Origin of the sequence: Solidesulfovibrio magneticus RS-1, from assembly GCF_000010665.1 — a bacterium.
Taxonomy (GTDB): domain Bacteria; phylum Desulfobacterota; class Desulfovibrionia; order Desulfovibrionales; family Desulfovibrionaceae; genus Solidesulfovibrio; species Solidesulfovibrio magneticus.
Genome location: NC_012796.1, coordinates 4,367,217 through 4,390,136 on the forward strand (window position 1 = coordinate 4,367,217; position 22,920 = coordinate 4,390,136).

At 67.6% G+C, this 22,920-nt stretch carries 20 protein-coding genes; 14 read left to right on the top strand and 6 right to left on the bottom strand.

Features of this window, described 5'->3' with window-relative positions; translation table 11 throughout:
• The first annotated feature begins 60 nt into the window (after positions 1-60).
• Positions 61-1,392 (top strand): sigma-54 interaction domain-containing protein, encoded by a 1,332-nt coding sequence (locus DMR_RS18115; RefSeq protein WP_015862492.1) that lies wholly within the window; start codon positions 61-63, stop codon positions 1,390-1,392.
• Positions 1,393-1,686: 294 nt separating this feature from the next.
• On the opposite strand, the gene DMR_RS18120 is transcribed toward DMR_RS18115, so the two are convergent.
• Both DMR_RS18120 and DMR_RS18125 read right to left on the bottom strand, forming a co-directional pair.
• Complete coding sequence (locus DMR_RS18120) at positions 1,687-2,148, bottom strand: hypothetical protein (protein ID WP_015862493.1); 462 nt, start codon at positions 2,146-2,148, stop codon at positions 1,687-1,689.
• Positions 2,141-3,106, bottom strand: coding sequence for a 4Fe-4S dicluster domain-containing protein (locus tag DMR_RS18125; protein ID WP_015862494.1), 966 nt, complete (start codon positions 3,104-3,106; stop codon positions 2,141-2,143). The genes DMR_RS18120 and DMR_RS18125 overlap by 8 nt, the downstream gene beginning before the upstream one ends.
• A gap of 151 nt (positions 3,107-3,257) precedes the next feature.
• Here DMR_RS18125 and DMR_RS18130 point away from each other — a divergent pair, with 151 nt between their 5' ends.
• Positions 3,258-4,013 carry a Crp/Fnr family transcriptional regulator gene (locus tag DMR_RS18130; protein WP_015862495.1) on the top strand — a complete coding sequence of 252 codons (756 nt, stop codon included), beginning with the start codon at positions 3,258-3,260 and terminating at the stop codon, positions 4,011-4,013.
• An 89-nt stretch (positions 4,014-4,102) separates the two neighbouring features.
• Positions 4,103-4,717 carry a Crp/Fnr family transcriptional regulator gene (locus tag DMR_RS18135; protein ID WP_043601061.1) on the top strand — a complete coding sequence of 205 codons (615 nt, stop codon included), beginning with the start codon at positions 4,103-4,105 and terminating at the stop codon, positions 4,715-4,717.
• 170 nt (positions 4,718-4,887) lie between these two features.
• Here the strand turns inward: DMR_RS18135 and DMR_RS18140 are convergent, their stop codons facing one another.
• Positions 4,888-6,018 carry a hypothetical protein gene (locus DMR_RS18140; RefSeq protein WP_043601063.1) on the bottom strand — a complete coding sequence of 377 codons (1,131 nt, stop codon included), beginning with the start codon at positions 6,016-6,018 and terminating at the stop codon, positions 4,888-4,890.
• 599 nt (positions 6,019-6,617) lie between these two features.
• Between DMR_RS18140 and DMR_RS18145 the strand changes: the two genes are divergently transcribed.
• From DMR_RS18145 to DMR_RS18195, 11 genes are all read left to right on the top strand, one after another.
• Positions 6,618-7,772, top strand: coding sequence for a sulfite exporter TauE/SafE family protein (locus tag DMR_RS18145; RefSeq protein WP_015862498.1), 1,155 nt, complete (start codon positions 6,618-6,620; stop codon positions 7,770-7,772).
• Positions 7,773-7,839: 67 nt separating this feature from the next.
• The gene (locus DMR_RS18150; RefSeq protein WP_015862499.1) at positions 7,840-8,355 is read left to right on the top strand and encodes a hypothetical protein; all 516 of its coding nucleotides are present in this window, start codon (positions 7,840-7,842) and stop codon (positions 8,353-8,355) included.
• A gap of 58 nt (positions 8,356-8,413) precedes the next feature.
• Entirely contained in the window at positions 8,414-9,349 is a 936-nt protein-coding gene (locus tag DMR_RS18155; RefSeq protein WP_015862500.1) for a phosphate/phosphite/phosphonate ABC transporter substrate-binding protein, read from the top strand.
• Entirely contained in the window at positions 9,346-11,397 is a 2,052-nt protein-coding gene (locus tag DMR_RS18160) for a PAS domain-containing protein (RefSeq protein ID WP_015862501.1), read from the top strand. The genes DMR_RS18155 and DMR_RS18160 overlap by 4 nt, the downstream gene beginning before the upstream one ends.
• A 5-nt stretch (positions 11,398-11,402) precedes the next feature.
• Positions 11,403-11,765 (top strand): response regulator, encoded by a 363-nt coding sequence (locus tag DMR_RS18165; protein ID WP_015862502.1) that lies wholly within the window; start codon positions 11,403-11,405, stop codon positions 11,763-11,765.
• 11 nt (positions 11,766-11,776) lie between these two features.
• A complete protein-coding gene (locus tag DMR_RS18170) occupies positions 11,777-14,248 on the top strand; it encodes a PEP/pyruvate-binding domain-containing protein (protein WP_043601065.1) in 2,472 nt (823 codons plus the stop codon).
• A 155-nt stretch (positions 14,249-14,403) separates the two neighbouring features.
• The gene (locus tag DMR_RS18175; protein ID WP_015862504.1) at positions 14,404-15,453 is read left to right on the top strand and encodes a protein-tyrosine phosphatase family protein; all 1,050 of its coding nucleotides are present in this window, start codon (positions 14,404-14,406) and stop codon (positions 15,451-15,453) included.
• 57 nt (positions 15,454-15,510) lie between these two features.
• Positions 15,511-15,885 (top strand): hypothetical protein, encoded by a 375-nt coding sequence (locus DMR_RS18180; protein ID WP_015862505.1) that lies wholly within the window; start codon positions 15,511-15,513, stop codon positions 15,883-15,885.
• A 240-nt stretch (positions 15,886-16,125) separates the two neighbouring features.
• Positions 16,126-16,446 (top strand): DsrE family protein, encoded by a 321-nt coding sequence (locus DMR_RS18185; RefSeq protein WP_232502830.1) that lies wholly within the window; start codon positions 16,126-16,128, stop codon positions 16,444-16,446.
• 125 nt (positions 16,447-16,571) lie between these two features.
• The gene (locus DMR_RS18190; RefSeq protein ID WP_015862507.1) at positions 16,572-17,771 is read left to right on the top strand and encodes an MltA domain-containing protein; all 1,200 of its coding nucleotides are present in this window, start codon (positions 16,572-16,574) and stop codon (positions 17,769-17,771) included.
• A 115-nt stretch (positions 17,772-17,886) separates the two neighbouring features.
• Entirely contained in the window at positions 17,887-19,029 is a 1,143-nt protein-coding gene (locus tag DMR_RS18195; protein WP_015862508.1) for a PP2C family protein-serine/threonine phosphatase, read from the top strand.
• A 171-nt stretch (positions 19,030-19,200) separates the two neighbouring features.
• On the opposite strand, the gene DMR_RS18200 is transcribed toward DMR_RS18195, so the two are convergent.
• The 3 genes from DMR_RS18200 to DMR_RS18210 form a co-directional block, all read right to left on the bottom strand.
• Positions 19,201-19,542 (bottom strand): STAS domain-containing protein, encoded by a 342-nt coding sequence (locus DMR_RS18200; RefSeq protein ID WP_015862509.1) that lies wholly within the window; start codon positions 19,540-19,542, stop codon positions 19,201-19,203.
• A gap of 186 nt (positions 19,543-19,728) precedes the next feature.
• A complete protein-coding gene (locus DMR_RS18205; protein ID WP_015862510.1) occupies positions 19,729-20,949 on the bottom strand; it encodes a response regulator in 1,221 nt (406 codons plus the stop codon).
• Positions 20,946-22,913 carry an ATP-binding protein gene (locus DMR_RS18210; protein WP_232502831.1) on the bottom strand — a complete coding sequence of 656 codons (1,968 nt, stop codon included), beginning with the start codon at positions 22,911-22,913 and terminating at the stop codon, positions 20,946-20,948. Before DMR_RS18210 ends, DMR_RS18205 begins: the two co-directional genes overlap by 4 nt.
• Positions 22,914-22,920 lie beyond the last annotated feature (7 nt).

The window sequence follows — 22,920 nt, forward strand, 5'->3', positions numbered from 1 at the left end:
CCCTTGGACAGCAACGACGACCTCGGTTACATTCTCCCGACCAGCAACAAGGCGGCAAGCATGGCGCTCCCTCGCGACATTTTGTGCGAATCCATCATGGAATCCCTGGCCGATGGCGTCTTCACCGTGGACGCCGACTTCACCATCACGTCGTTTAACCGCGCCGCCGGAGCCATCGCCGGCATCGCCCCCGAGCAGGCCCTGGGACGCAAATGCTGGGAGGTCTTCCACTCCAGCTTGTGCGACGGGGCCTGCGCCCTGGGCCACTGCATCGACAACGACGACACGCTGCAAAACCAGTCCATCTTCATCGTGCGCCCCGACGGCGTCAAAGTGCCGGTCAGCATCAGCGCCGCGCCTCTGCGCGACGCTACGGGCCGCATCGTCGGCGGCGTCGAAAGCTTCCGCGACATTTCGGATTTAAGCCGGTTGCGCAAGGAACTCGAAGGCGTGCGCACCGTCGAGGACATCCTCACCAAAAACAAGGCCCTGGCCCACACTCTCGACCTGCTGCCGCCCATCGCCGAATCCGGCGCGGCCGTCCTTATTCTCGGCGAATCCGGCACCGGCAAGGAACTCTTCGCCCGGGCCATTCACAATCTGAGCCCTGCCGCCAAAGGCCCTTTCGTCGCCGTCAACTGCGGGGCCATCCCCGGCCAATTGCTGGAATCGGAGCTGTTTGGCCACGTGCGCGGCGCGTTCACCGACGCCAAGTCCGACCGCAAAGGCCGCTTCGCCATGGCCCAGGGCGGCACGCTGTTCCTCGACGAAATCGGCGAGCTGCCGCTGCCCCTGCAAGTCAAACTCCTGCGCGTGCTCCAGGAACACGCCTACGAACCGCTGGGGTCCGACACGTCCACCACCACCAACGCCCGCATCGTCGCCGCCACCAACCGCGACCTCGAAACCATGATCGCCGAAGGAACCTTCCGACGCGACCTCTTCTACCGCCTAAGCGTCGCCCGCATGGCCCTGCCGCCCCTGCGCAGCCGGCCCGAGGACATCCCGCTGCTGGCCCATGCCTTTATCGAACGCCAAAACCTCATCGGCCAAAAAGCCGTCACCGGCCTGTCCGACGCCGCCACAAGGCGGTTGCTGCGCCACGACTACCCCGGCAACGTCCGCGAACTCCAAAACATCATCGAATACGCCTGCATCCTGTGCTCCGCCGGACGCATCACCCCCGAACACCTGCCTGACTACCTGCTCCCCAAACCCAACACCTCGGCCACGCCCGCCGCCAACGCCCCCACCACCATGCGGGCCGCCAAATACCACGCCGCCAAAGCCGCGCTGGCCCGGCACAACGGTAAAACCATGGCCGCCTGCCGCGAACTCGACATCACCAAGGACACCCTGCGCCGCATCCTGCAAGCCGGCCCCGGCGACTAACCCAAAAGGTCGGTTCAAGCTTGGCAGTCCCCACCTGTCCCGTGCCGGGTAGCCCCTGGCGAACCGGGTCGTTGGAATTTCGCGGGCTTCGAGCACCCGGCGACAGCCGGGCGCATCGAAGCCCGCGAAATTCCAACGACCTACGCGGCGCAGCCGCCAAGCGCGCCAGCGCTCAAAGCGCTTCAGGCACCTCCGCCCGCCGCTGCGCCCCCTTCCCTTACCATCCCCATCCGGGGTTTCCAAAGGGGGTCACCCCCTTTGGCAGCCGGAGGCACTCTTCCTCTCCATCTCCCTCTACCTCTCCCCGCCAACAACAACCGCCGCTTTACGGCCCGCCGCCATGGCGAAGGCCAGCAGCCCCATGGCCAGCCCCAGGTGCAGCCAATCCAAATAGCGCACGTGCATCGGTCCGACCATGGCCCAGGACCCGTTTTGGATGACTCGCACGATGCCGGTGAGCGCCACTGCGCCGTAGAGGGCCACGCGCCATTTGCCGGCCGCGGTCAGCATGGGCCGTAGTCTGCCGGCGGCCAGCCAGGAGGTGGCGTAGCTGGCCAGGAGAAAGACGAGCGCCGCGCCCAGGGTGAGGTGCAGGGCGGCGGTGATCTGGTAATTGCCGAGCCAGCCCAGGCCGGGCAGGTCGGCGATGTAGTAGCGTGAGAAGATGGGCATTTGGCCCATGCCGGTCAGCGCCAGCCCTAGGGCGGCCATTAGGGTCAGGCGTTTTTGCCAGACCGGGAACAGCGGTTTAGACATGATCGTCCTCCTTGGCGGCCTTCCTGGCCCTGTTGGCCACCCGCAGGATGCCGGCGGCGATGCCGGCAAAGGGGGCCAGCAGCACGGCCGTGGCCAGGTTTTTCTCCTTGCCCATGACGTCGGCGGCGGCCTGCAAGCCGGGGTTGCCCGGGCCGGGTTGCAGGGCGGCGTGGAGTTCTTCGAAGGGAATGGGCGAGACGTAGAGAGTGTTTGTGCCGCCGTTTTCGGTTTCCCCGTAAATGAAACCGCCGGTCTGGCGGGCCAGGTCGTGGGCGGCGGCGATGATTTCACGACGGGGGCCGATGGTCTGAACGTCGTTGGGGCAGGCTTCGATGCAGGCGGGCTTGCCGCCGGCGGCCACGCGGCCGTGGCAGCGGTCGCACTTGTACATGACGCCGTTGCCGGCAAAGGCCGGCATGAGGTCGAGGTACAGCCCAACGCCGGTCTGGCGCTGGGGGATATGCCAGGGGCAGACGTCGCGGCATTTGGAGCCGCCCAGGCAGATGTTGGAATCGATGACCACCGCGCCGTCGTCGTGGCGCACGGCCGAGCCCCAGGGGCACAGCTCGGCGCAGGGCGGATGCACGCAGTGCATGCAGCGCCGGGGAATATTGAGGCTTATGGCCTTGCCGTTTCGCGTCACCGTGGCCGTCTGGATGAACAGCCAGTTGTACGGCGTCAGGCGGTCCTCGACGTCGCGCTTGTCCGAGAAATCCTCGACCTTGACGCGCGGCGGATACATCTTGGGGAACGGCTTTCGCGGATTGGGGTAATCGGCGGCGTGGGCCTCGCGGCACCCGGCCACGCAAGCCCCGCAGCCCACGCACTTGGACAGATCGAAAAGCGTGGCCAGTTGTTCGCCCGAGGCGGCGGCGGCGTCGCGGGCCAAAAGCGGCGCGGCCACGGGAGCGGCGGCCACGGCCGTGCCCAGGGATTTGAGGAAGGCGCGTCTGTTCATGGGATGGTGCTCCTTTCCGGCGGACCGGACGCCTTGAGACTTAGCCCATGGACGGAGCCGGGCGCATTGATGTGGATCAACGCGGCGCGATTTTGCGGCTTGACGCAAGCATCCGCTCACCGCCACTGTGCCGGTTGAACAGGGGAAAAGCATGGAACAGGTCGAGCGGATGGTGTTGTTGCGGTCGCTGCCGTTTTTCGGCGGCATGCCCGAGGAGCGGCTGGCCCGGATGGCGGCCGGGGCGGTGGTCTCGCGCCACGGGCCTGGAGAGCTCATCGCCGCCCGCTCCGACGCCGGCGAAGCCTTTTATCTGGTGGCCTCGGGCCGGGCCAAGCTCTACCAGATCGGCCCGGACGGCCGGGAGCAGACGCTCTATATCTTAGGCCCCGGCGAACCGTTCTGCCTGTGTTCGCTGGTGGATGACGGGGAGTTTCCGGCCTTTGCCGCCGCCCTGGAAGATACGCGGGTGCTGGCTTTTCCGGCACGGACCCTGGCGGCGGCGGCCAGGGAAGACCCGGAAGTGCTCTTTGATCTGCTGCGGCTCATGTGCCGCCGCCTCAAGCAGACCCAGGCCATGGTCGAATCGTTGGCGCTTTTGCCGCTCACCGGCCGATTGGCCGGCTTTCTGCTCCACGAAGCGGACCGCTCCCCGGGCACAGGCCCCGTCCGCCTGGCCATCAGCCACCGCGAACTGGCCAAGATCGTCGGCGCCACGCCCGAGGCGCTCTCCCGCGCCTTCCGCAAACTGGCCGAGGCGGGCCTGGTCACCGTCACCGGCCGCGACGTGGCCCTCCACGACCGCCCCGCCCTGGCCGCCGAGGCCGGGCGGGCGGAGGTGGAGGAGGAGGAGAAGAGTGCCTCCGGCGGCCGGGGGCCTGAGGCCCCCGGACCCCCCACCTGGGGTTAAGGGGACCGGCGGCGCGGCGGCGGTGAAGCGAGAGTATGAAAGACTGATTTTTCAAGGCGTTGCCGCGACGGCAACAACAGGAAGAAAACGTGCAGCGTATTGAGCCGGCCGACGCCGGGGCGCTTTTGGGACTGATGCGCAAACTGCCCCTGTGGGCGGATTTCGCGGACGAGGACCTCGATCTGCTGCTGCGGGTCGGGGCGGTACGGCTGGCCCGCTACGCTTCGGGCGAGGCCATTGTCGAGGAAGGCAATTACGAAAAGACGTTTTTCGTGCTGCTGCGCGGCCAGGTGGCCGTGGTCCGGGCCGGAAAACACGTCGCCGACCTGGACGCGGCCGGCACGATCTTCGGCGAAATGAGCTTTGTCCTGGGCAAGGGCCGCACGGCCACGGTGACGGCGCAAACGCCCTGCGACTGTCTGGTGGTGGACATGGGCTATGTGGATTTCCTGCAAAGCCCCGAGCGCGAGGATTTCCTCATCCGCATCTTCCGCCGCCTGGCCGAGGTGGTCCGGCAGCGGCTGGGCTCGGCCAACGCCCGCAAGGCGGTCATATTGACCGCCATCCGGGAGCGGCGCGAAGCCCTGGCCGCCCACATCGCCGTGGAGCGGGCGGCTCTGGCCGGGCTCAGGCAGGAACTGGCCGGCCTGGACACGGCTGACGACGAGGAAGTGCTGCGCCAGCTGCTTGACCGGCGGTTCTAGCGGCGCGACCCTGGAAAAACACGACCGTACTTTTCAAGAAAAACCAATGGTTTTGGTCTGTTGCCCACGAAACGCCAAAGCGGATCTTCGCGGGCGCGGCAGGAGCTGCCTGTCGCCTGCCCGGCCGGCCGGCGCGGCCGATCCCGACCGGCCTCGCGCCATTTCCTCGATCAAACGCACTTCGAGGCTTTCTTCGACTTCTTGCCGCCCGCAAACGGCGCGTCGGCCAGCATGTCCGCCACCGATACCAGACGGCCGGCGGCGTGGTCGCCGGCGGGCGCTTGGGGCGCGTCCGGGGAGGCCGGTTCTTGGATCGCGGCAGCGGCGGCGGACGACGGGGCCACCGGCTCGCTGTACGCCTGGGCGGCGGCGGTCGGATTTTCGCCTTCGGCCGGCGCATCGACGGCCGAGGCCTTTTCGGACAGGGCCACATCCGCCTGGGCGGCGGGCCGCGTATCGGCCTTGGCTGGCGCAGCATCGCCCCTGACCATTTCCACCAAGTCCGCATCCGCTGGGACGGTCGGCCGCTTTCCGCCTCCGGCCGGCGCTGCGACGGCCAAGCCCCCTTCGGCCATGTCCGCATCGACCTGGGCGGCGGCGGACCGCTTCTGGGCCTCGGCCTCTTTGGCGATGTCCGCGCGGGCCCTGGCCACGAGTCGGGCCAGGGCCGCCGAAACGTCTTCGTCGTCGCCGGCCTCGGTTTCGCCGGCCGTACCGACGCCAGCCGCCGGGGCCGGCGCTTGGGCCGCTTCGGCCGCCTGGGGCGAAGGCGTCTCATCGGCGGCAGCGTCGGCAGCCGACGCTCCTTCCGGCTCCCCGGCCGGTTCCCCGGCCACGCTTTCGGCCTCCGGCGCTACCGTGGCAACGGCCTTGGCGGCCTTTTTCACCTTGCCGCCCCCGGCCAGGATCTCCAGCGTGTGCTGGGCCGCGGCCAAAAGCGCCGGCACGAACTTCGCCTTGCCCGGATAGGCCATGGCCCCGAGAAAGGCCCGCACCGCCTCGAAATCGGCGCACACATGGGCGTATTCCTGGCGGCCGGCGATGTCCTCGGTTTCGGGGTAGGTGACGATGTAGTAGCAGAAAAACCGGCCGGCCTGGGTGCGGATGACGGCGAAAAGCTCCACCCGCCCGCCTGACGGCGGCATGAGGCCGTCGGGCAGCACGTCGCGGCGATAATACGCCAACAGCGTTCCCGTGACGGCCACGGCCGACCCGTTGCGGGCCAGCCGGTATTTTTTCTGCTTTCCGACGAGCTTGTCGCCGATATCCTTGTCGTTTTTGGGACGAAAAAAAGGCAGCATGGGACCAGGCCTCCGCAGGCGACGACATGCCCCGGCGTCGTCGCCGAAGCTGGCCGCATATAGCGCCAAGCCTTGTCCGGGTCAAAGGGTCGCGGGCCATGTCGGGGATGGTTTTTCTGCTTGCCGGGGCCGGGAAAAACGTGCATGGTAGAGGCGACGGGAAACACCACCCCACTCTGGGCGCGCCGACTCCGGCGACGCCCTTTTTTATGGCCTGACTTTGTGAAAATTATCACAAAGTTTCCTCTCCGGCCAGCCCCCTGCATCGCCCTTTTCGCTCTTCATTGTGAAAAACAGTATAATAGCAGGAGTTTCTTGACATGACGAGGCTGTAATGGTCTATGCTGCGACAAAAGTCCCACGGCCCGGCAACGGGCCGGCAAGGCTTGGCCCAATGCTGATGCGGCCTTGCCGCGACACGTCGGATGCAGCCCTCCTGAACCGCATTGCGTGTCGCGGCGAAGCCGTCAGCGTCCCGGCCAGCGGTGCGGCGGCAGGCTTCGCGTCTCCCCGCCAGCGGCAACAAGGCTTATGCGGCCACCTGGCCGCCGTATTTCACCCCGCGACGCAGTTCGCCGCCAACGACAAGGAGGCCCGACGTGAAAAACTGGAAATGGACCCTGCCTGTGGGGCTTATGGCCATCGTGGCCATCGCCCTGTGGTTCGAGCCGGCTTTTGCCGACAAACTCTCCGACGCCATCGCCAAGGCTCCCCAGGGAACCGAACCCGGCCAGATCGATCCGTCCAAGCCGGCCGGCTTCCTCGGCATTCCCGGCTCCCCGGTGGTCAACCCCATCCTGGCCTTCTGTTGGGCCGTGTGGGTCGGCTGGATCTTCTCCACCGTGGGCGCGTTCGGCGGCGTCATGGCCGGCGTGGGCCACATGAGCGTCTTCGGCTTCGGCACCTATGCCGGCAGCTTCAAGAAGACCGCGCCGGACCTCGGCAAGATCGTCACCGACTCCATCAAGGCCTCCAACCAGTTCCTGGTCGGTCTCTCCGCCGCCATCAGCTCGTTTAACTACCTCAAGATGAAACGTCTGGTCGTGCCCCTGGCCGTCACCCTGGGCCTGGGTTCGCTGCTCGGCGCCTGGCTGGCCCAGGAACTCTCGGCCGGCAAGCTCGATTTCAAGTCCTACCAGGGCTACTTTGGCCTCTTTGTCCTGCTGCTGGGCGGCTGGCTCCTCTACGAAACCACCCCGGCCGGCCAGGCCAAGAAGCAGACCGCCAAAAAGGCCGCCAAGGCCTTTGAGGACGCAGCCAAAAAGCAGGCCTCGGGCGAATCCGTCGATCCCACCAAGATCGGCCTGCACATCAACCATTTCTCCATCTCCAAGTGCGCCTTTACCTTCTACGGCGTGCCCTTCCAGTTCAATCCGCTGATCCCGTTCCTGGGCGGCATCGTCATCTCGGCCGTGGCCGCCTTCCTCGGCGTCGGCGGCGGCTTCCTGCTGGTGCCCTTCCTCACCAGCGTCACCCAGCTGCCCATGTACCTGGCCGCCGGCACCTCGGCCCTGGCCGTTCTGGTCAGCATGGTCACGAGCATCATCACCCTGCTCATGAAGGGCACCCCCATCGAGTGGCACTTCATCGGCCTGGAAATGCTCGGCATCGCCGTGGGTTCCTTCGTCGGCCCCATGACCTCCAAGTACTTCTCCGATGTCTGGCTCAAGCGCCTGTTCATCGTGCTGTCCCTCTACGTCGGCATCGGCTACCTGCTGGCCGGCTTCTTCAACTACAAGATTCCCGGCGTGTAGAAATCTCTCGGACTCCCTGGACACGGCTCCCCGTCCCGGCTACCTGGGGCGGGGAGCTTTTTGGCCTATGAACGACTTTTTATTGCACGCCTTTCTCGGCCTCGACGCCGTCTTGATCGCCCCGTTTCGGCTGGTGGACGACGCCAGGGCCGGCTTTGCCTGCGGCATCCTGGCCACGGCTCTGGGCGCAGCCCTTCTGGGCCGGGCCTGCGCCGCCGCCGTGGACCGGGTCCAGCGGGTCAAGAGAACCCGCCAGGAAGCCGAAATCAAACGCCACCAGGACACCTCCTTCTCGGCTCTGGCCGTCAAGGATCGCGAAACCTACCTGGCCGCCAACCATCTGGCCCAGGAGGCCTACGGCAACGCCATGGCCCTGGCCGCCGGCCGGGCCGCCGCGCTCATTTGGCCGGCGCTCATGGTCCTGGCCTGGTCCACCTGGCGCTTTTCCGGCGTCCCCCTGCCCCTGGTGGGCGAGGCCGCCGGACCGGCCGTCTTTTTCATCCCCGCCTATCTCGTATTCCAGTGGGGCCTTGGCCGGGCGCGCCGCATCTGGGCCGCCCGCCGTGACCGGGCCGGGTCGTAACGACCCGCTTTCCTCCCGGCCCGAACTGACGTATCCTCCCCGCCCGGGAGGGAAATGGATGCGGCGACGCGACGTTTTGCTGGCGGGACTTTGCCTGCCGTTTCTCGCCGCCTGCGGCCGGGACGAGGACGCCGTGCGCGTGGATCTTTCCCGCCGTGAGGAACCCGTGTTGCGCCAGCTCCCCCGGGCCGTCACCTACGCCTACCTCCCGCAGTACGCCCACACCGTCTCCTACGAACGCCACCGCCTGCTCCTCGACTACATCGGCCGGGCCACCGGCATCCCCCTGCGCCAGGTCTTCCCCGACACCTTCGAGGAACATGTGCGCATGGTCGAGCGCGGCGAAATCGATATTTCTTTCTCCAACCCCTTCGCCTACATCCGCATGGCGGCCAGCGGCGCACGGGCCTTTGCCCGCATCATCGAACCCTCGGGCAAACCCGACTTCAAAAGCCAGATCATCTGCCGCCGCGACAACAAGGAACTCAAGACCCTGGCCGACTGCCGGGGCAAGCGCTGGATGGCCGTGGACCCGTCCTCGGCCGGCGGCTACATCTACGCCCTGGGGGAATTTTTCGACAACGGCATCCGCCGCTCGGATTTCGCCGAGATCACTTTTGCCCCGGGGCCGGGCGGCAAACAGGAAAAAGTCGTGCTGGCCGTGTTCGCCGGGGCCTGCGACATCGGCTCGGTGCGCGACGGCACCCTGGAGATCCTGCGCGGCCGCATCGATCTGGGCCAGATCCGCGTCCTGGCCGAAAGCAAATCCTATCCCGGCTGGGTCTACTGCGCCCGGGCCGGCTTTTCGCCCGAGATCATCGAGAAAATCGCCCGGGCCATGTTCGCCCTGCGCTACGACCGCCCCGACGACGCCGCCATCCTGTCCGCCGCCGGCATGCGCGGCATCATTCCCGCCGTGGACGCCGACTACGAATCCGTACGCCGGCTGGCTGAAAAACTCGGCCTCGACGCCCTGCCCGGAGGCGAGGAATGATCCCGCGCCTTTCGGCCCTCAGCTTTCGCACGAAAATCAACTGCGGCATCGTGCTCATCGTCGGGCTCATCGCCATTCCCCTGGCCTACCTCACCTGGCGGGCCGCCGCCGAATCCCTGCAAACCGAAACCCGCAAGCGCGGGTTGGTCCTGTCGGAAAACCTGGCCATGCGGGTCTCCGACGCCATGCTCTCCATGGACCTTTTGCGCATGAAGAACATGGTCGACGAGCTCAAAAAGGTCGACGACATCAGCTACGCCTTCATCCTCGACCGCCAGGGCAGCGTCCTGGTCCACACCTTCAGCGGCGGTTTTCCCGTGGAACTGGCCGAGGTCAACGCCCCGGACGGCCCCAAGCCCCACATCCGGCTCCTGGACACCGGCCGGGAACTGATCGACGACTTCGCCGCCCCCGTGACCATCGTCGGCACGCCCTTCGGCACGGCCCGCATCGGGCTGTCGCGCACCAAGGCCGAGGCCGCCGCCGACCGGCTGGCGCTCATGATCGTTTTTTATTCCGCCGCCGCCATGGTGGCCGCCCTGGCTCCGTCCACGCTGTTCGCCCGGCGCGTCACCGAGCGCATCAACCGTCTCAAGCGCCACGCCGAGGAGGTGGTCAAGGGCAACCTCGACCACCGGGCCGGCCCGGTGACCGCCAAAGCCTGTTCCGACACCCTGTCCTGCGACAACACCCGCTGCCCGGCCCACGGCGACCGGGCCAGCCGCTGCTGGCTCACCGCCTCCCCGGATCAGCGCGGCGAGGGTCCGGAGTCCTGCCGGGACTGCCCGGTCTACCGCGAACAAAAAGGCGACGAGATCCAGGACCTGGCCGAGACCTTCGACGTCATGGCCGTGTCGCTCAAATCCCACCTCGACGAACTGCGCCGGGCCGAGCGCGTGCTGTCGCGCCAGGAGCGGCTGCTGCGCACCATCCTCGACGCCACCCCGGACCTTGTCTGCCTGGTCGACGAGAACGCCCGCTACCTGGCCGTCAACCGGGCTTTCGCCAATTTCCTGGGCCTGACCAGCGAAGAAATCGTCGGCGCCAGCGACCGCGACGTCTTCCCCGAGGACGAGGGCCAGGCCATGCACGAGGAAAACAGCCGCGTGCTGGCCGCCGGCCGCCCCAGTGACCGCGAGGTGCGCTTGCGCCGGGGCGGCTCGCCGGTCTGGTTCCACGTCGTGCGCGTGCCCGTGGTCGACGCCTCGGGCCGGGTCATCGGGCTTTTGCGCACCGCCCGCGACGTCACCCAGCTCAAGCAGTTCCAGGAACAGCTCATCCAGTCCCAGAAGATGGAATCCCTGGGCAAACTGGCAGGCGGCGTGGCCCACGAAATAAACACCCCCCTGGGCGTCATCCTGGGCTACTCCCAGCTCCTGCAGGAAGACGTGCCCGGCGGCAGCCAGATCCAGGCCGATTTGCAAACCATCGAGAAGCAGGCCAAGGTCTGCCGCAAGATCGTGGCCGACTTGCTCGGGTTTTCGCGCCAGGCCGAAAGCGCCAAGATCGAAATGTGCTTCAACAATTCGCTCATGGAAGCCATTACGCTGGTGCGCCACGCCCTGTCCCTGGAAAAGGTCGTCATCGCCACCGACCTCGACGAACGCATGCCCATCATCTACGGCGACCCCGAAAAGCTCAAACAGGTCTGGATCAACCTGCTTTCCAACGCCAGCGACGCCCTGGAGGGCCGGGGCGGCACCTTGCTCGTGCGTTCGCGCCTTTTCGCCCACGAGCAAAAAGTCACGGCCTGGTTCGCCGACGACGGCCCGGGCATCAGTCCCGACAACCTCGGGCGCGTCTTCGACCCCTTTTTCACCACCAAGCCCGTGGGCCAGGGCACGGGCCTGGGGCTTTCCGTGTCTTTCGGCATCATCAAGGACCACGGCGGTTCCATCCGGGTCGAAACCCCGGCACCGGAAGGCTTTTTCGACGCCCTCGACGACCCGGGCCATGATCGACCCGGCACGGTCTTCGTCATCGACCTGCCCCTTGACCACGAGGAAACCATCGGCGGCGGGCATCCCGCCAACGCTACGGAGGCATAACGTCCATGGCCGAAATCATCGTTCTCGACGACGTCATCGACGCCGGCGTCGTCATCAAACGCATCCTGGAGCGCAAGGGCCACCGGGTGGCCGTTTTTACCGAGGAAGAAGAAGCTCTGGCCCATGTGGCCAAGAAACATCCCGACCTGGCCATCCTCGACATGAAGCTCAAAAAACTCAGCGGCGTGGAAGTGCTGGAGGAAATCCGCAAGCGCTCCCCGGAAACCCGCGTCATCATGCTGACCGGCTACCCGACCCTGGAGACCGCCCGGGAGTCCGTGCGCCTGGGGGCTTGCGAATACTGCGTCAAGCCCATCGACAAGGATGAGCTGGAGCGCAAGGTGGCCGAGGCCCTGGCCGCCGGCTAGACGGAGAAACCGTGTTTTCCAAGGAGCTTTTCCGCCGCTGGACCTATCAGGTCTTTGCCCCGGGCGTGCTGTTGCGCGAGAAGTACAACGCCTTCCGGGAACTTTTGCGTTACGACGACGCCTGCCTGGAACTCATCGCCGCCCTGGAGGACGTCCATTACGGCGGCGCGGCCGTGGACTGGACCCGGGTGGTCCATCTGACCCGGCGGCTGCGCACTTCCGTCAATGAGCTGGTGGAACGCCTGGCCCGCCTGTCTCCGGCCCGCCATCTCGATCTGCCCGAGTACGCCCGCAAGGTCGATTTCTACGTCCAGATGGCCCTGGACCTGCCGTCCGGCGACATGTCGCCGCCCTTTGTCCTGCCCCTGGCCGAGCTGGCCGGCGACGTGGCCCGGGCCGGCGGCAAGGCCGCCAACCTGGCCCGGGCCGTGGCCGAGGCCCGGGTTCCGGCCCCGGAGGGCTTCGTGGCCACCACCGGGGCCTTCCGCTACCTGCTTGAAGCCTGCGAACTGCGTCCGGCCATCGACCGCATCCTGCGCCGGGTGAACTTGGCCCGGCCGGGCGAGGTGGCCGAGGCCGCCGCTGCCGCCCGGGAACTCATTCTCGCCGCCCGGGTACCCGAAGAAGTGGCCGTGCCCCTGGCCGAGGCGGCCCGGCGGCTGGGGCGCGGCCCGGGCGGCCAGCCCATGCTCTTGGCCCTTCGCAGCTCGGCCGTGGCCGAGGACGGCCGGGCCTCGTTCGCCGGCCAGTACGAGAGCCTGCTTGGCGTGGAGCCGGAAAACGCCGTGGCCGCCTACCTGAGGGTCCTGGCCGGCAAGTACACGGCCAAGGCCATCACCTATCGGGTGCTCACCGGCTACGCCGACGAGGAAACACCCATGGCCGTGCTCATGCTGCCCATGGTGCCGGCCGCCGCCTCAGGCGTGCTCTACACCCGCGACAGCGCCGACCCCGAGGCTCCCATGGCCGTCTACGCCGTGCCGGGCCTCGGCGGGGCCCTGGTCGAAGGAGCGGTCAGCCCGGAACGCCTGGCCCTGTCCCACACGCCGCCCCATTTTCTCCTCGACCGCCAGACCCTGGACGCCGAGGTGCTGTCCGAAGAAGCGGCCGGCCGGCTGGCCGCCCTGGCCCTGCGCCTGGAAAAGACCTTTGGCGCGCCCCAGGACGTGGAATGGGCCATCGACCAGGACGGCGCGCCCTTTATTCTCCAAACCCGGCCCATGGCCGTGGAAGCCAAGGCCGACGGCCTGCCCGAGCTGTCCTTGGGCGCCCGGCCGGCCGGCGCGCCCACGCCGCTTTTGTGCAACGGGATGCGGGCCTCGGGCGGCTGCGCCGCCGGCGTGGTCCGCCTGGCTTCGGCCGTCCTGGACATCGACGACATCGCCCCAGGCACGGTGCTTATTACCCACACCCTGCCCACGGTTCTGGCCCGGGCCGTGGACCGGCTGGCCGCCGTGGTCGCCGTCTCGGGCAGCCGGGCCGGCCATTTCGCTTCGGTGGCCCGGGAGTTCGGCCTGCCGGTCATCACCGGCATGGCCGACGCCTTCGAAGCCCTGCCTGAGGGACTGGACGTCACCGTGGACGCCGACGCCGGCTGCGTCTATCCCGGCCGCGTGCCGGCCCTGCTCGACCGGCCGCCCGCGCCCCGGGCGGCGGCGGGTTCGCCCGTGGCCGAGCGCCTGGCCCGACTGATCCCGCTGGTGGCCGGACTGACGCTCACCGACCCTTCCTCGCCCGATTTCGCCCCGGCCAAAGTGCGCTCGCTGCACGACATCGTGCGCTTTGCCCACGAAAAGGCCGTCACCGAGATGTTCTCCCTGGTCGGCGATTCCGGCCGGGGGCTGGCCTCGGCCAGACGGCTGCGCAGCCACCTGCCCCTGACCATGTACGTCCTGGACCTCGGCGGCGGCGTGTTCGAGTCGGCGGCCGGGGACAAGGAAATCCGCCCCGACCAGATCAAGTGCGCCCCCATGTGGGCCCTGTGGTCGGGGCTGGCCGCCGACGACGCCCCCTGGCCAGCCGGGCCGCCCATCACCGACGACGAAGCTTTCGACCGCACCAGCGCCGGCATCTTTTTCAACGACTCCAAGCATCTGGCCAGCTATGCCGTCATCTCCGACGCCTACGCCCACGTCATGCTGCGCTTTGGCTACCATTTCACCGTGGTGGACGCCCTGTGCGGCCCGGACGACAGCCAGAACTACGTCAATTTCCGCTTCAAGGGCGGCGGCGCGGGCTTTGACCAGCGCTCCCTGCGCCTGTCCTGCGTGCGCCGGGTTCTGGCCCACTTCGGCTTCACCGTGCGGGCCGCCGGCGACCTGCTGGACGCCTCGCTGTCGCGCCTGCCCGAACACGTGGCCCAAAAACGGCTGGCCATGCTCGGCTGCCTGCTGGCCGCCACCCGGATGCTCGACATCCGGCTGGCCTCCGAGGCCGACGCCGACGCCTGGGTGGCCGGCTTTCTCGAACGAACGGACCGGTAGCGCGGCAACCCTTAAAGAACACGAGCGTATTTTTGAATAAACACCGTGGTTTTCTCGCGTCGCCCGCCAAAGGCCGCCGGCTCTTGGGAAGACGCGACCCAAGCCCCCGCGCCCTTTGACGCGGACAGGCCAGACTGACCAAAAAAGGGTGCTTCATGGCCGATGTTCCCGCCTATCCCCTGACCTGGGTCACCGACCATCTGGCCGTGGGCGGCGCGCCCATGTCCTACGCCCAGCTGGATTCCCTGCGCGCCCAGGGCGTGACCGCCATCCTCAACCTGTGCGCGGAATTCTGCGACCTCCACGAAATCGAGGCCGCCGCCGGCTTCGAGGTGCACTACCTGCCCATTCCCGACGAACACGCCCCGGACCTTCCCGCCCTGGAAGACGCCCTGGGCTGGCTCGACGAAGCCGTTTACCTGGGCAAGAAAGTGCTCATCCACTGCCGCCACGGCATCGGCCGCACCGGCACGGTCTTAAACGCCTACCTGCTGCGCCGGGGCCTGGGCCACATGGGCGCGGCCCGGGTACTGCGGCCGCTGCGGGCCAAGCCGGCCAATTTCAACCAATGGTGGACCATTCGCCGCTACGGCAAGGCGGCCGGCAAGCTCACCGTGCGCGAACCACGCCTGGAAGCCGGCAAACCCGTGGACCTGGGGCCGTTTCTGGCCGACTACGCCGGGCTGGCCGCCATGGCCCAGGAGGCGGCCGGGGACATCCCGGCCTGTGGCCGCGACCACGACGCCTGCTGCCGCCGGCCCCTGTGGCTGTCGCTGATTGAAGCCGTGGCCCTGGCCCGGGCTATCGACGTGGGCCTGACGAGCCAAGTGCGCCAATCCGTCATCGAGGACGCAGCCGGCGCGGCCCGGGAAATGGACGAGCTGACCCAGCGCTACGGCGACTCCCATGAGCTGTGCGTGTCGGGCTGGTCGCGGCGCTGTCCGCTGTCCCGCGACGGGGCCTGCCTGGTGTTCGATTCCCGGCCGGTGGCCTGCCGGCTGTTCGGCGCGCCGGCCGCGGCCCAGGCCGCGCTGTGGGACAAGACCTTGGAGCCGGCCCTGGGCGAACTGTCGCGCCAGGTGTTCGTGGCCCTGGCCGGCACGGCCGTGGGCGAGGCCCTGCCCCATTTCGCCCTGCCCGACGTGGCCTCGGGCCGCTACGTCTCGGCGGTCTTCAACTATCTGCTGGCCCTTTCCCGGCGTTGACCCGGGCCGGGCGGGCGGGCTAGAAGACCTGTCCACATCTTGAAAGGAGAACCGCCCATGGCCGAAGACTTCAGAACGCTTCTTATGGAATCGGACCGCCTGGAAGACGGCGACCGCTGGTTCGGCGACATCCAGATCGGCGGCTGGTTCTATTTTTCGGCCCAGGCCGGCCCGTTCCACGCCTCCCGGCCCCAGGTCCTGCACGAAAACCCCATGGCCTACGAGTCCTTCGATCTGCGCCTGCAGACCGTCCAGGGCGTCATCAGCTACGGCCGCTACGGAGCCTGGGAAGATCTGAAAGGCAAACCCTGGGCCGCCCTGTTCAGCGAAGAGCGCCCCACCGTGCTGCACGCCCCGGACGTGCCCGTGGCCACCTGCCAGCAGATCTACGAAGACCTCCTCGCCTACGCCCGCAAAAATCCCGTGCCCTAGTTCGGCGTTCGCACAAATAAGAGATGCCTCCGGCGGCCGGGGGGGATGATCCCCCCCGGACCCCCTCGACGGGAAAAGTGGTAACGGGGGTTCGCCTTTGACGGAAACCACCGTGGTTCCGGCCTCCGCCTCTTTCACGAAATGATCGGCCGGTCACGCCCCGCTGGGCGCGGCCGGCCTTTTTCACGGCTTGCTTCTGCAATCGATTTTATCTATCGATTTAGGCAGGAGGCATCAGCAATGCAAATACTTATCGTGCTCTCCAGCCCCGAGCCCGAGATCAAATGGAACGCCGTGCGTTTCGGCAACTTCCTGCTCAACGAAGGCGAGGACGTCACCATCTTCTTAAATGGCCCGGCCGTGGACCTGACCGCCGGCGACAGCCCGACCTTCCCCATCGCCGAGCAGGCCAAGCTTTTTGGCTTAAGCGAAGGCGTGCTCGCCGCCTGAGGCAAGTGCCTGGGCCTCCACGGCGTGGAGGCGAAAGCGCCGGTGACCCTGTCCAATATGCCCTTCCTCTACGCGGCCATGAAGGCCGCCGACCGCATCCTCAATTTCTAGCGCCGCGTCCACGAAAAGCGGCGGGGGTGTTTCGTGGGCAACAGCCTGGAACCATTATTGTTCAGGACCGAGGCTATCGCGCCCCGGCGGGCCGGCCCCTTCCCCTGGGCCGCCCGCCGCGTTATATGGCAAGGATGATGCGCCACAACACGCCCCCCGCCCGCCTGTCGACCCTGGCCCTGTGTCTTGCCGCCCTGCTTTGCCTGACCGCCTGCGCCGGCGTGGAGGACGTGCCGCCAGCCGCGCCGGCCAGACCCGGACCGGCCCAGGCCGCGCCAGGGACAGCCCCGGCCGGCGCGCCGCCCCAGATGCGCGCCCCGGTCGCGCCGGCTCCGACCACGCCCTGGAACACCCGCGTCAGCCCGGCCAGCCAGCAAATCCCAAGCTTCGCCTCCCTGGCCCCGGCCGTGGACCGCTCCATCGCCTTTGTCGCCCGCAAGCCGGCCGGAAACGTCGCCATCGACCAGCCCGGCGTGCGCCTGACCTGGGGCCAGCTCCACCAGGGACTGACCACTTTCCGCCGCATCCTGCCCGAACTGGACCGTGATCCGTCGGTGCTGTCCAAATACTTCACCTGGGTTCCGCTCTCCACCGATACCCTGCTCACCGGCTACTACGAACCCACCATCGAGGTTTCGCGCACCAAGCACGGCCCCTACGTCTGGGGCATCTACCGCAACCCCGGAGGGGCCGGCAAACACCACAGCCGCGACGCCATCGACTACGCCGGCGCGCTTTCCGGCAAAGGCCTGGAGCTGGGCTTTGCCAAGGACCCCATCGCTGTCTTTTTCCTGCATGTCCAAGGCTCGGGCAAGCTGAGCTACATCGAGGACGGCTCCACGGTCTACGCCCTCTACGACGGCAAAAACGCCCACCGCTACGTGGGCGTGGGCCGCGTCATGGTGGAACGGGGCTGCTTCCCCGAGGAAGAGATGAGCATGCAGCGCATCCGTCGCTACCTGGAAGAAAACCCGACCCAGGTGCGCGAATATCTGACTAAAAATCCGAGTTATATCTTTTTCAAGGCCTCCCAGACCACACCGGTGGGGGCCATGGGCGTGCCCGTCACCCCCCACGCCAGCGTGGCCGTGGACCCGGGATTCATGCCCTACGGCTCGCTTCTGGCTGTTGACGGCGACCTGCCCGGCTACCCGCCCGGCACGGGGCCCGGCGTCGAACGCTTCACCGGCTTCGTCATGGCCCAGGACACCGGCTGCATGCGGGGCAACCACTTCGACCTCTACCTCGGCCCGGGCGAAAAAGCCGCCCACCAGGCCGGCCTCATGAAGGGCACGGCCAAGGCTTACGTGTTGGTGCCGAAGTAGGAAAAGAGAACGAGCAAGAGGAAGATGCCTCCGGCGGCCGGGGGCCTGAGGCCCCCGGACCCCCCAATGGGGGAAAGGGGGTGGGACATGTTTTGGAGCGACACAAGGCGAAGCCATGACGCAGGTGCTCATCGCCGACGACAACGCGATCTTCCGGGAAGTGCTCAAACGGCACGTGGCCTCGCTGTTCGGCTATGACGTCATCGAGGCCGCCACGGGCCTGGACGCCGTCGATTTGGCCGAAACCCGCCATCCCGACCTGATTTTGCTTGATCTGGTCATGCCGGGCCTGGACGGCATCGAGGTCATCCGCCGCATCCGGGCCAATCCGCGCCTGGCCGACGTGCCCATCATCTTCCTGTCCGCCGAGACCGACCGGCGCGTCTGGGCCGAGGCCCTGTCGGCCGGGGCCAACGACTTCATGCCCAAGCCTTACCACCGCTCGGAACTGGCCGCCCGCATCAACCTGCACCTCAAGCTCGCCAGCCTCGGCCAGGAACTGCGCCGTCAAAATGACCTGCTCACCCGGGAGCGCTATCTGGCCGGCTGCGTCCAGCGCCAGCTGTTGCCCCGGGATCTGGAATTTTCGGGTCTGGAATCGGCAGCGGTGTACCAGGCCCAGGAGCAGGTGGGCGGCGATTTCTACGACGCCTGGGACGACGGCGCGGCCGTGTACGTGCTCATGGCCGACATCTCCGGCCACGGGGCCTCGGCGGCCATGCTCATGGCCGCCTGCAAGGGCTATCTGGTATCCCTGCGCCAGGCCGGGCTGGGGCCGGTGGAACTGGTGGCTTCGCTCAACGCCATGCTGTGCGACCTGCTGCTGGGCGGCGATCTCGACAACATGTTCATGACCATGGCCCTGTGCCGCATCGACCGGGCCGCGCCGCTTTTGACGGTGGTCTCGGCCGGCCATGTGCCGGTCTACGTCCTTGGGCGCTCGGGGCTGACCGAGCTGCCGTCCCAGGGGCCGGCCCTGGGCATCCTGCCGGACTGCGCCTGGACGCCGCAAACCACGACCTTCGCGCCTGGGGACACGTTGTTTCTCTACACCGACGGCTTGACCGAACTGCGTTCGCCGGAAGGGGAATTTTTCGGGGAGGAGCGGGTGCTCGGCAAGCTGCGGCCGGGCACGGCCCCGCGCGATCTCATCGGCGAGATCATCGAAACGGCCCTGCCCTTTTGCATGGGCATTCTCCACGACGACCTGGCCATGGTGGCCGTGCGCCGCCTGGCTCCGGGCGACCGCCTAGCGTAACTGGAGGCATTTCCAGTCGCCGTTGCAGGGACCGGAAAGCCTCGCCTCCGGACGCCCTCACCATCCGGCCAAAGTGCCAACCACCCCCTTGAAACACTTTCCCCGGCTGGGGGGTCTGGGGGCCTCAGGCCCCCAGCCGCCGGAGGCCTCTTCCTCTTCCCGTCTTCATCCTCACCGATACTGGGCCAAGCCCTGATCGGCGTCGGCGAAGACGTCGAAGATCGCGCCGAGGGTGACCACGCGTACGATCTTGGCGACGTGGGGGTGCAAGCCGCACAGCCCCATGCGCCCGTCCTTGGCGGCCACGGCTTTGCGCACCGACACCATGGCTCCGATGGCCTTGCTGTCCATAAAGGCCACCTGGGTCAGGTCCAGGAGCAGATCGACGGCCCCGGCGCGCTCGTAGCGGGACAGCAGCGCGTCGCGGAAGTCGTCGCTGACGGTATGGTCCACTTCGGACACGCCGACCGTCGCCACCAGGCAGGTTCCAGACAGTTGCGCGGACAGTTCCATGGCTCCCCCGCCGCCTGGCCGACGACGGCCGCAGCGTGGTTTCAGGTTTGCGGACTCGCTTAGCCCGTCGCGATACCACCTGCCCCCCTTGTTACCCTTTATTCGGGGGGTCTGGGGGCCTCAGGCCCCCAGCCGCCGGAGGCATCTTCCTTTTCTCTCTTCTCGCGTTCCCGCTTTCGCTCCCGCTCAGTCCTCGTCGCGGCCGGGCTGGTCCAGGACGGCCTGGCAGGCGGCGCGCCATTCGGGCATCCGGGCGTCGAGCCCCGAGGCCATGAGGTAGAGTTCGTCCAGGGGATTGATGGCGTAGCCGGGGCTTAGGATCACCATTTCGTGTTCCAGGCGGTTGGCCACGTGCACGGCGGCCAGGGGCGAAAATCCGGCCCGGCGGTCGCGGCCCGGTTCGTGGTGCAGGTAGACCGCCCGCACCACCTCGTCCTCCACGCCCCATAGCCCGAGCAGATAGGCCCCGACCTCGGCGTGGGAGGCGCCGAAAATGTGGTGCTCCATGTCGAGGATGGTGCCTTCGCCGGCCTGGCAGGCCCGGATGACTTCCTGGTAGCGCTCGGGAAAGTTGGTGGCCATGACGAGTTTGCCGACGTCGTGCAGGAGTCCGGCGATGTAGCAGTGTTCGCGCGTGGCGGCCTGGGCGGCCTCGGTCTCGGCGATGGCCCGGGCGAAACGGGCCGTGCCCAGACAGTGGCTCCAGAGTTTTTCCAGATCGAAGTCGCGGAAGGCTTCCTTGTCGAAGCGGTCGAAAAGCCCAATGCCGAGCACCAGGGCCTTGACCACTTCCAGGCCCAGCAGGTTGACGGCGTGGGCCGGGCTGGAGACGTGGACGCGCAGCCCGAAAAAGGCCGAGTTGACGAGTTTGAGCACGCCGGCCGACATGCCCACGTCCTGGGCGATGAGTCCGGACACCTCGCGCATGGACGGGTCTTCCTTGGACAGCACGTCCAGCAGCGCGGCGTAGAGGCGCGGGACGGTGGGCAGCCGGTCCAGGCGGGCCACCACATTTTTCACCCGGTCGTCGAGGAAGACTTCGCGCAGCGACAGGCCCCGGGCGATGACGGCCTTGAGTTCGGCCGGCTGACAGGGTTTTTGCAGGAACTGGTGGGCCGGGCGCACGGTCTGCAGGATCATGTCCCGGTCGGAGTGGCCCGACAGCACGATGCGGATGGCCCCGGGATTGTGGACCTGGGCTTCGCGCAAAAACATGGCCCCGTCCATGCCGGGCATGCGCATGTCGGCCACCACCACGTCGTAGGGCTGCTCGGCGATCATGGCCAGTCCCGACGGGCCGTCCGAGGCGAAATCCATCTCCCACTCCCCGCGCATGTCGTGGAACATGCGGCGCAGGGCGGAGAGCACGTTGGGTTCGTCGTCAACGAAAAGGATGCGGGTTTTCACGACAATTCCCCTGGCGCGCCGGGGGCGGGCGGCGGCGCCCCGAACGGCACGCGCACCGTGAAGGTGGTCCCTTTGCCCGGCTCGGATTCAAAATCGATGGAGCCGCCGTGTTTGGTCACCACGATGTTGTGGGTGATGGCCAGGCCCTGGCCTGTGCCCTTGCCCACCTCCTTGGTGGTGAAGAAGGGGTCGAAGATCTTGCGCCGGTGTTCGGCCGGGATGCCGGTCCCGGTATCGGCCACGGACAGCTTGAAGGCGTCGCCGTCGGCCTCGGTGCGGATGACGATGCGGCCCTTGTCGGTGGTGCCCTTGACCTTTGCCGCCACGGCGTGGGCGGCGTTGACGAGGATATTGAGGATGACCTGATTGAAATCGCCGGGATGGCAGTAGACCGGCGGCAGGGTCCTGTCCAGTTCGAGGATCACGTCGCTGGTATACTTCCACTCGTTCTTGGCCACGGTGACGGTGTTTTCCACGGCGGCGTTGAGGTCCACGGCGGTTTTTTCCTCGCCACCGGGATGGGAGAATTTCTTCATGGCCGAGACGATGGCCGTGACCCGGGCCACGCCTTCCACGGACTGTTCCAGGGCGTGGGGGGCCTCGTCGAGAAGGAAATCCACATCGGCCTCGGCCCGGGCCGCCTCGACGGCGGCCAGCGCGGCGGCGTCGCCGGCCCCTTCGGCCAGCCGGCGGGCCACGGCCTCGACCTTGGCCAGGGCTTGGCTCACGCCGTCAAAGGCGGTGGAAAGAAAATGCAGGTTGTCGCCGATGTACTGGGTGGGGGTGTTGATTTCGTGGGCGATGCCGGCGGCCAGTTCGCCGATGGATTCGAGCTTCTGGGCCACGGCCAGCTGGCGTTCCAGGGCCTTGCGTTCACTGACGTCGAAGACGATCTCAAAAAGGCGCAGTTCGCCCCGGCGTTTGGCCGTGACCACGGTCTTGATGACCGGCAGGATGCGGCCGTCGGGGCGCGCCAGGCGCATTTCCTCATTGAGGATGTTGCGCTCGGCCAGCACCGAGCAGGTGGGCAGGGGCCGGCCTTCGGGATCGCTCCAGGCGATGTCGCCGCAGCGTCTGCCGACGAGCTCCTCCCGGGCGCGGCCGCACAGCTCCTCGGCCATGGGATTGACGTCCTCCACCACCTGGGTGCGCGGGTCGATGATGAAAATGCCGGCCCGGATGCCCGCCAGGATGCGGCGCAGCACTTCCTGCTCGTCGCGCAGGTCCTTTTCCACCCGTTTGCTGTCGGTAACGTCGGTGGCCACGCCGACGATCCCTTGGGGAACGCCGGCAGCGTCCTCGAACCGGGCCCGGTGAAAGACCAGATGGCGCTCCCGGCCCCAGGCGTCCTCCAGGGCCACCTCGAACTGCTGCACTCCGCCCTGGGCCAGGATCTCCCGGTCGCGTTCGGCCAGGTAGTCGCCGATCTCGTCGGAAAAAATCGCCCCGGCCGTAAGCCCCTGGGCGCTTTCGATGGTGACGCCGAGAAAGGCGGCAAAGGCGCGGTTGACGCCGATGTAGTGGCCGGCGGCGTCCTGGACGTAGATGGGATTGACGGCGGCGTCCATGAGGCTTTTGAGCACGGCCAGCCGCTCGCCCACATCCTCGCCGCATTGGCTGGCGGCCCCGGCCAGGGCCACGGCCAGGACCGGGCGGGACACCGGCAGGGGGAGCAGGGCGGCGGGCTTCAAGTCGGCCAGGGCGGACAAAAAGGCCGCGTCGCCGCCGTCGGCCAGACACACGGCGGCCAGCCCGCGCAACCGCCAGTCGCGCAGGATGCCTTCGGCCGCTTCCAGGCCGCCCGGGGCCGCCGCCAACACGCCGGCCACGGGCCGGGCCGGGGGGGCTTCCAGGGAACCGACAACATGGCCCAGGGCCGCGAGCTCACCGGCCAGCCCGTCCGGAACCCGGGTCCCGGCCGCTGCCAGCAGCACGCCTGCGCCGTCGTCGTTTCCGCCGTTCATGCCTCGC

Coding starts and splice junctions, on each gene's coding strand:
- DMR_RS18160 (WP_015862501.1), top strand. CDS start 9,346: ATGATCCCGCGCCTTTCGGCCCTCAGCTTTCGCACGAAAATCAACTGC.
- DMR_RS18195 (WP_015862508.1), top strand. CDS start 17,887: ATGACGCAGGTGCTCATCGCCGACGACAACGCGATCTTCCGGGAAGTG.
- DMR_RS18180 (WP_015862505.1), top strand. CDS start 15,511: ATGGCCGAAGACTTCAGAACGCTTCTTATGGAATCGGACCGCCTGGAA.
- DMR_RS18200 (WP_015862509.1), bottom strand. CDS start 19,542: ATGGAACTGTCCGCGCAACTGTCTGGAACCTGCCTGGTGGCGACGGTC.
- DMR_RS18120 (WP_015862493.1), bottom strand. CDS start 2,148: ATGTCTAAACCGCTGTTCCCGGTCTGGCAAAAACGCCTGACCCTAATG.
- DMR_RS18115 (WP_015862492.1), top strand. CDS start 61: ATGGCGCTCCCTCGCGACATTTTGTGCGAATCCATCATGGAATCCCTG.
- DMR_RS18140 (WP_043601063.1), bottom strand. CDS start 6,018: ATGCTGCCTTTTTTTCGTCCCAAAAACGACAAGGATATCGGCGACAAG.
- DMR_RS18150 (WP_015862499.1), top strand. CDS start 7,840: ATGAACGACTTTTTATTGCACGCCTTTCTCGGCCTCGACGCCGTCTTG.
- DMR_RS18155 (WP_015862500.1), top strand. CDS start 8,414: ATGCGGCGACGCGACGTTTTGCTGGCGGGACTTTGCCTGCCGTTTCTC.
- DMR_RS18125 (WP_015862494.1), bottom strand. CDS start 3,106: ATGAACAGACGCGCCTTCCTCAAATCCCTGGGCACGGCCGTGGCCGCC.
- DMR_RS18175 (WP_015862504.1), top strand. CDS start 14,404: ATGGCCGATGTTCCCGCCTATCCCCTGACCTGGGTCACCGACCATCTG.
- DMR_RS18130 (WP_015862495.1), top strand. CDS start 3,258: ATGGAACAGGTCGAGCGGATGGTGTTGTTGCGGTCGCTGCCGTTTTTC.
- DMR_RS18165 (WP_015862502.1), top strand. CDS start 11,403: ATGGCCGAAATCATCGTTCTCGACGACGTCATCGACGCCGGCGTCGTC.
- DMR_RS18190 (WP_015862507.1), top strand. CDS start 16,572: ATGGCAAGGATGATGCGCCACAACACGCCCCCCGCCCGCCTGTCGACC.
- DMR_RS18210 (WP_232502831.1), bottom strand. CDS start 22,913: ATGAACGGCGGAAACGACGACGGCGCAGGCGTGCTGCTGGCAGCGGCC.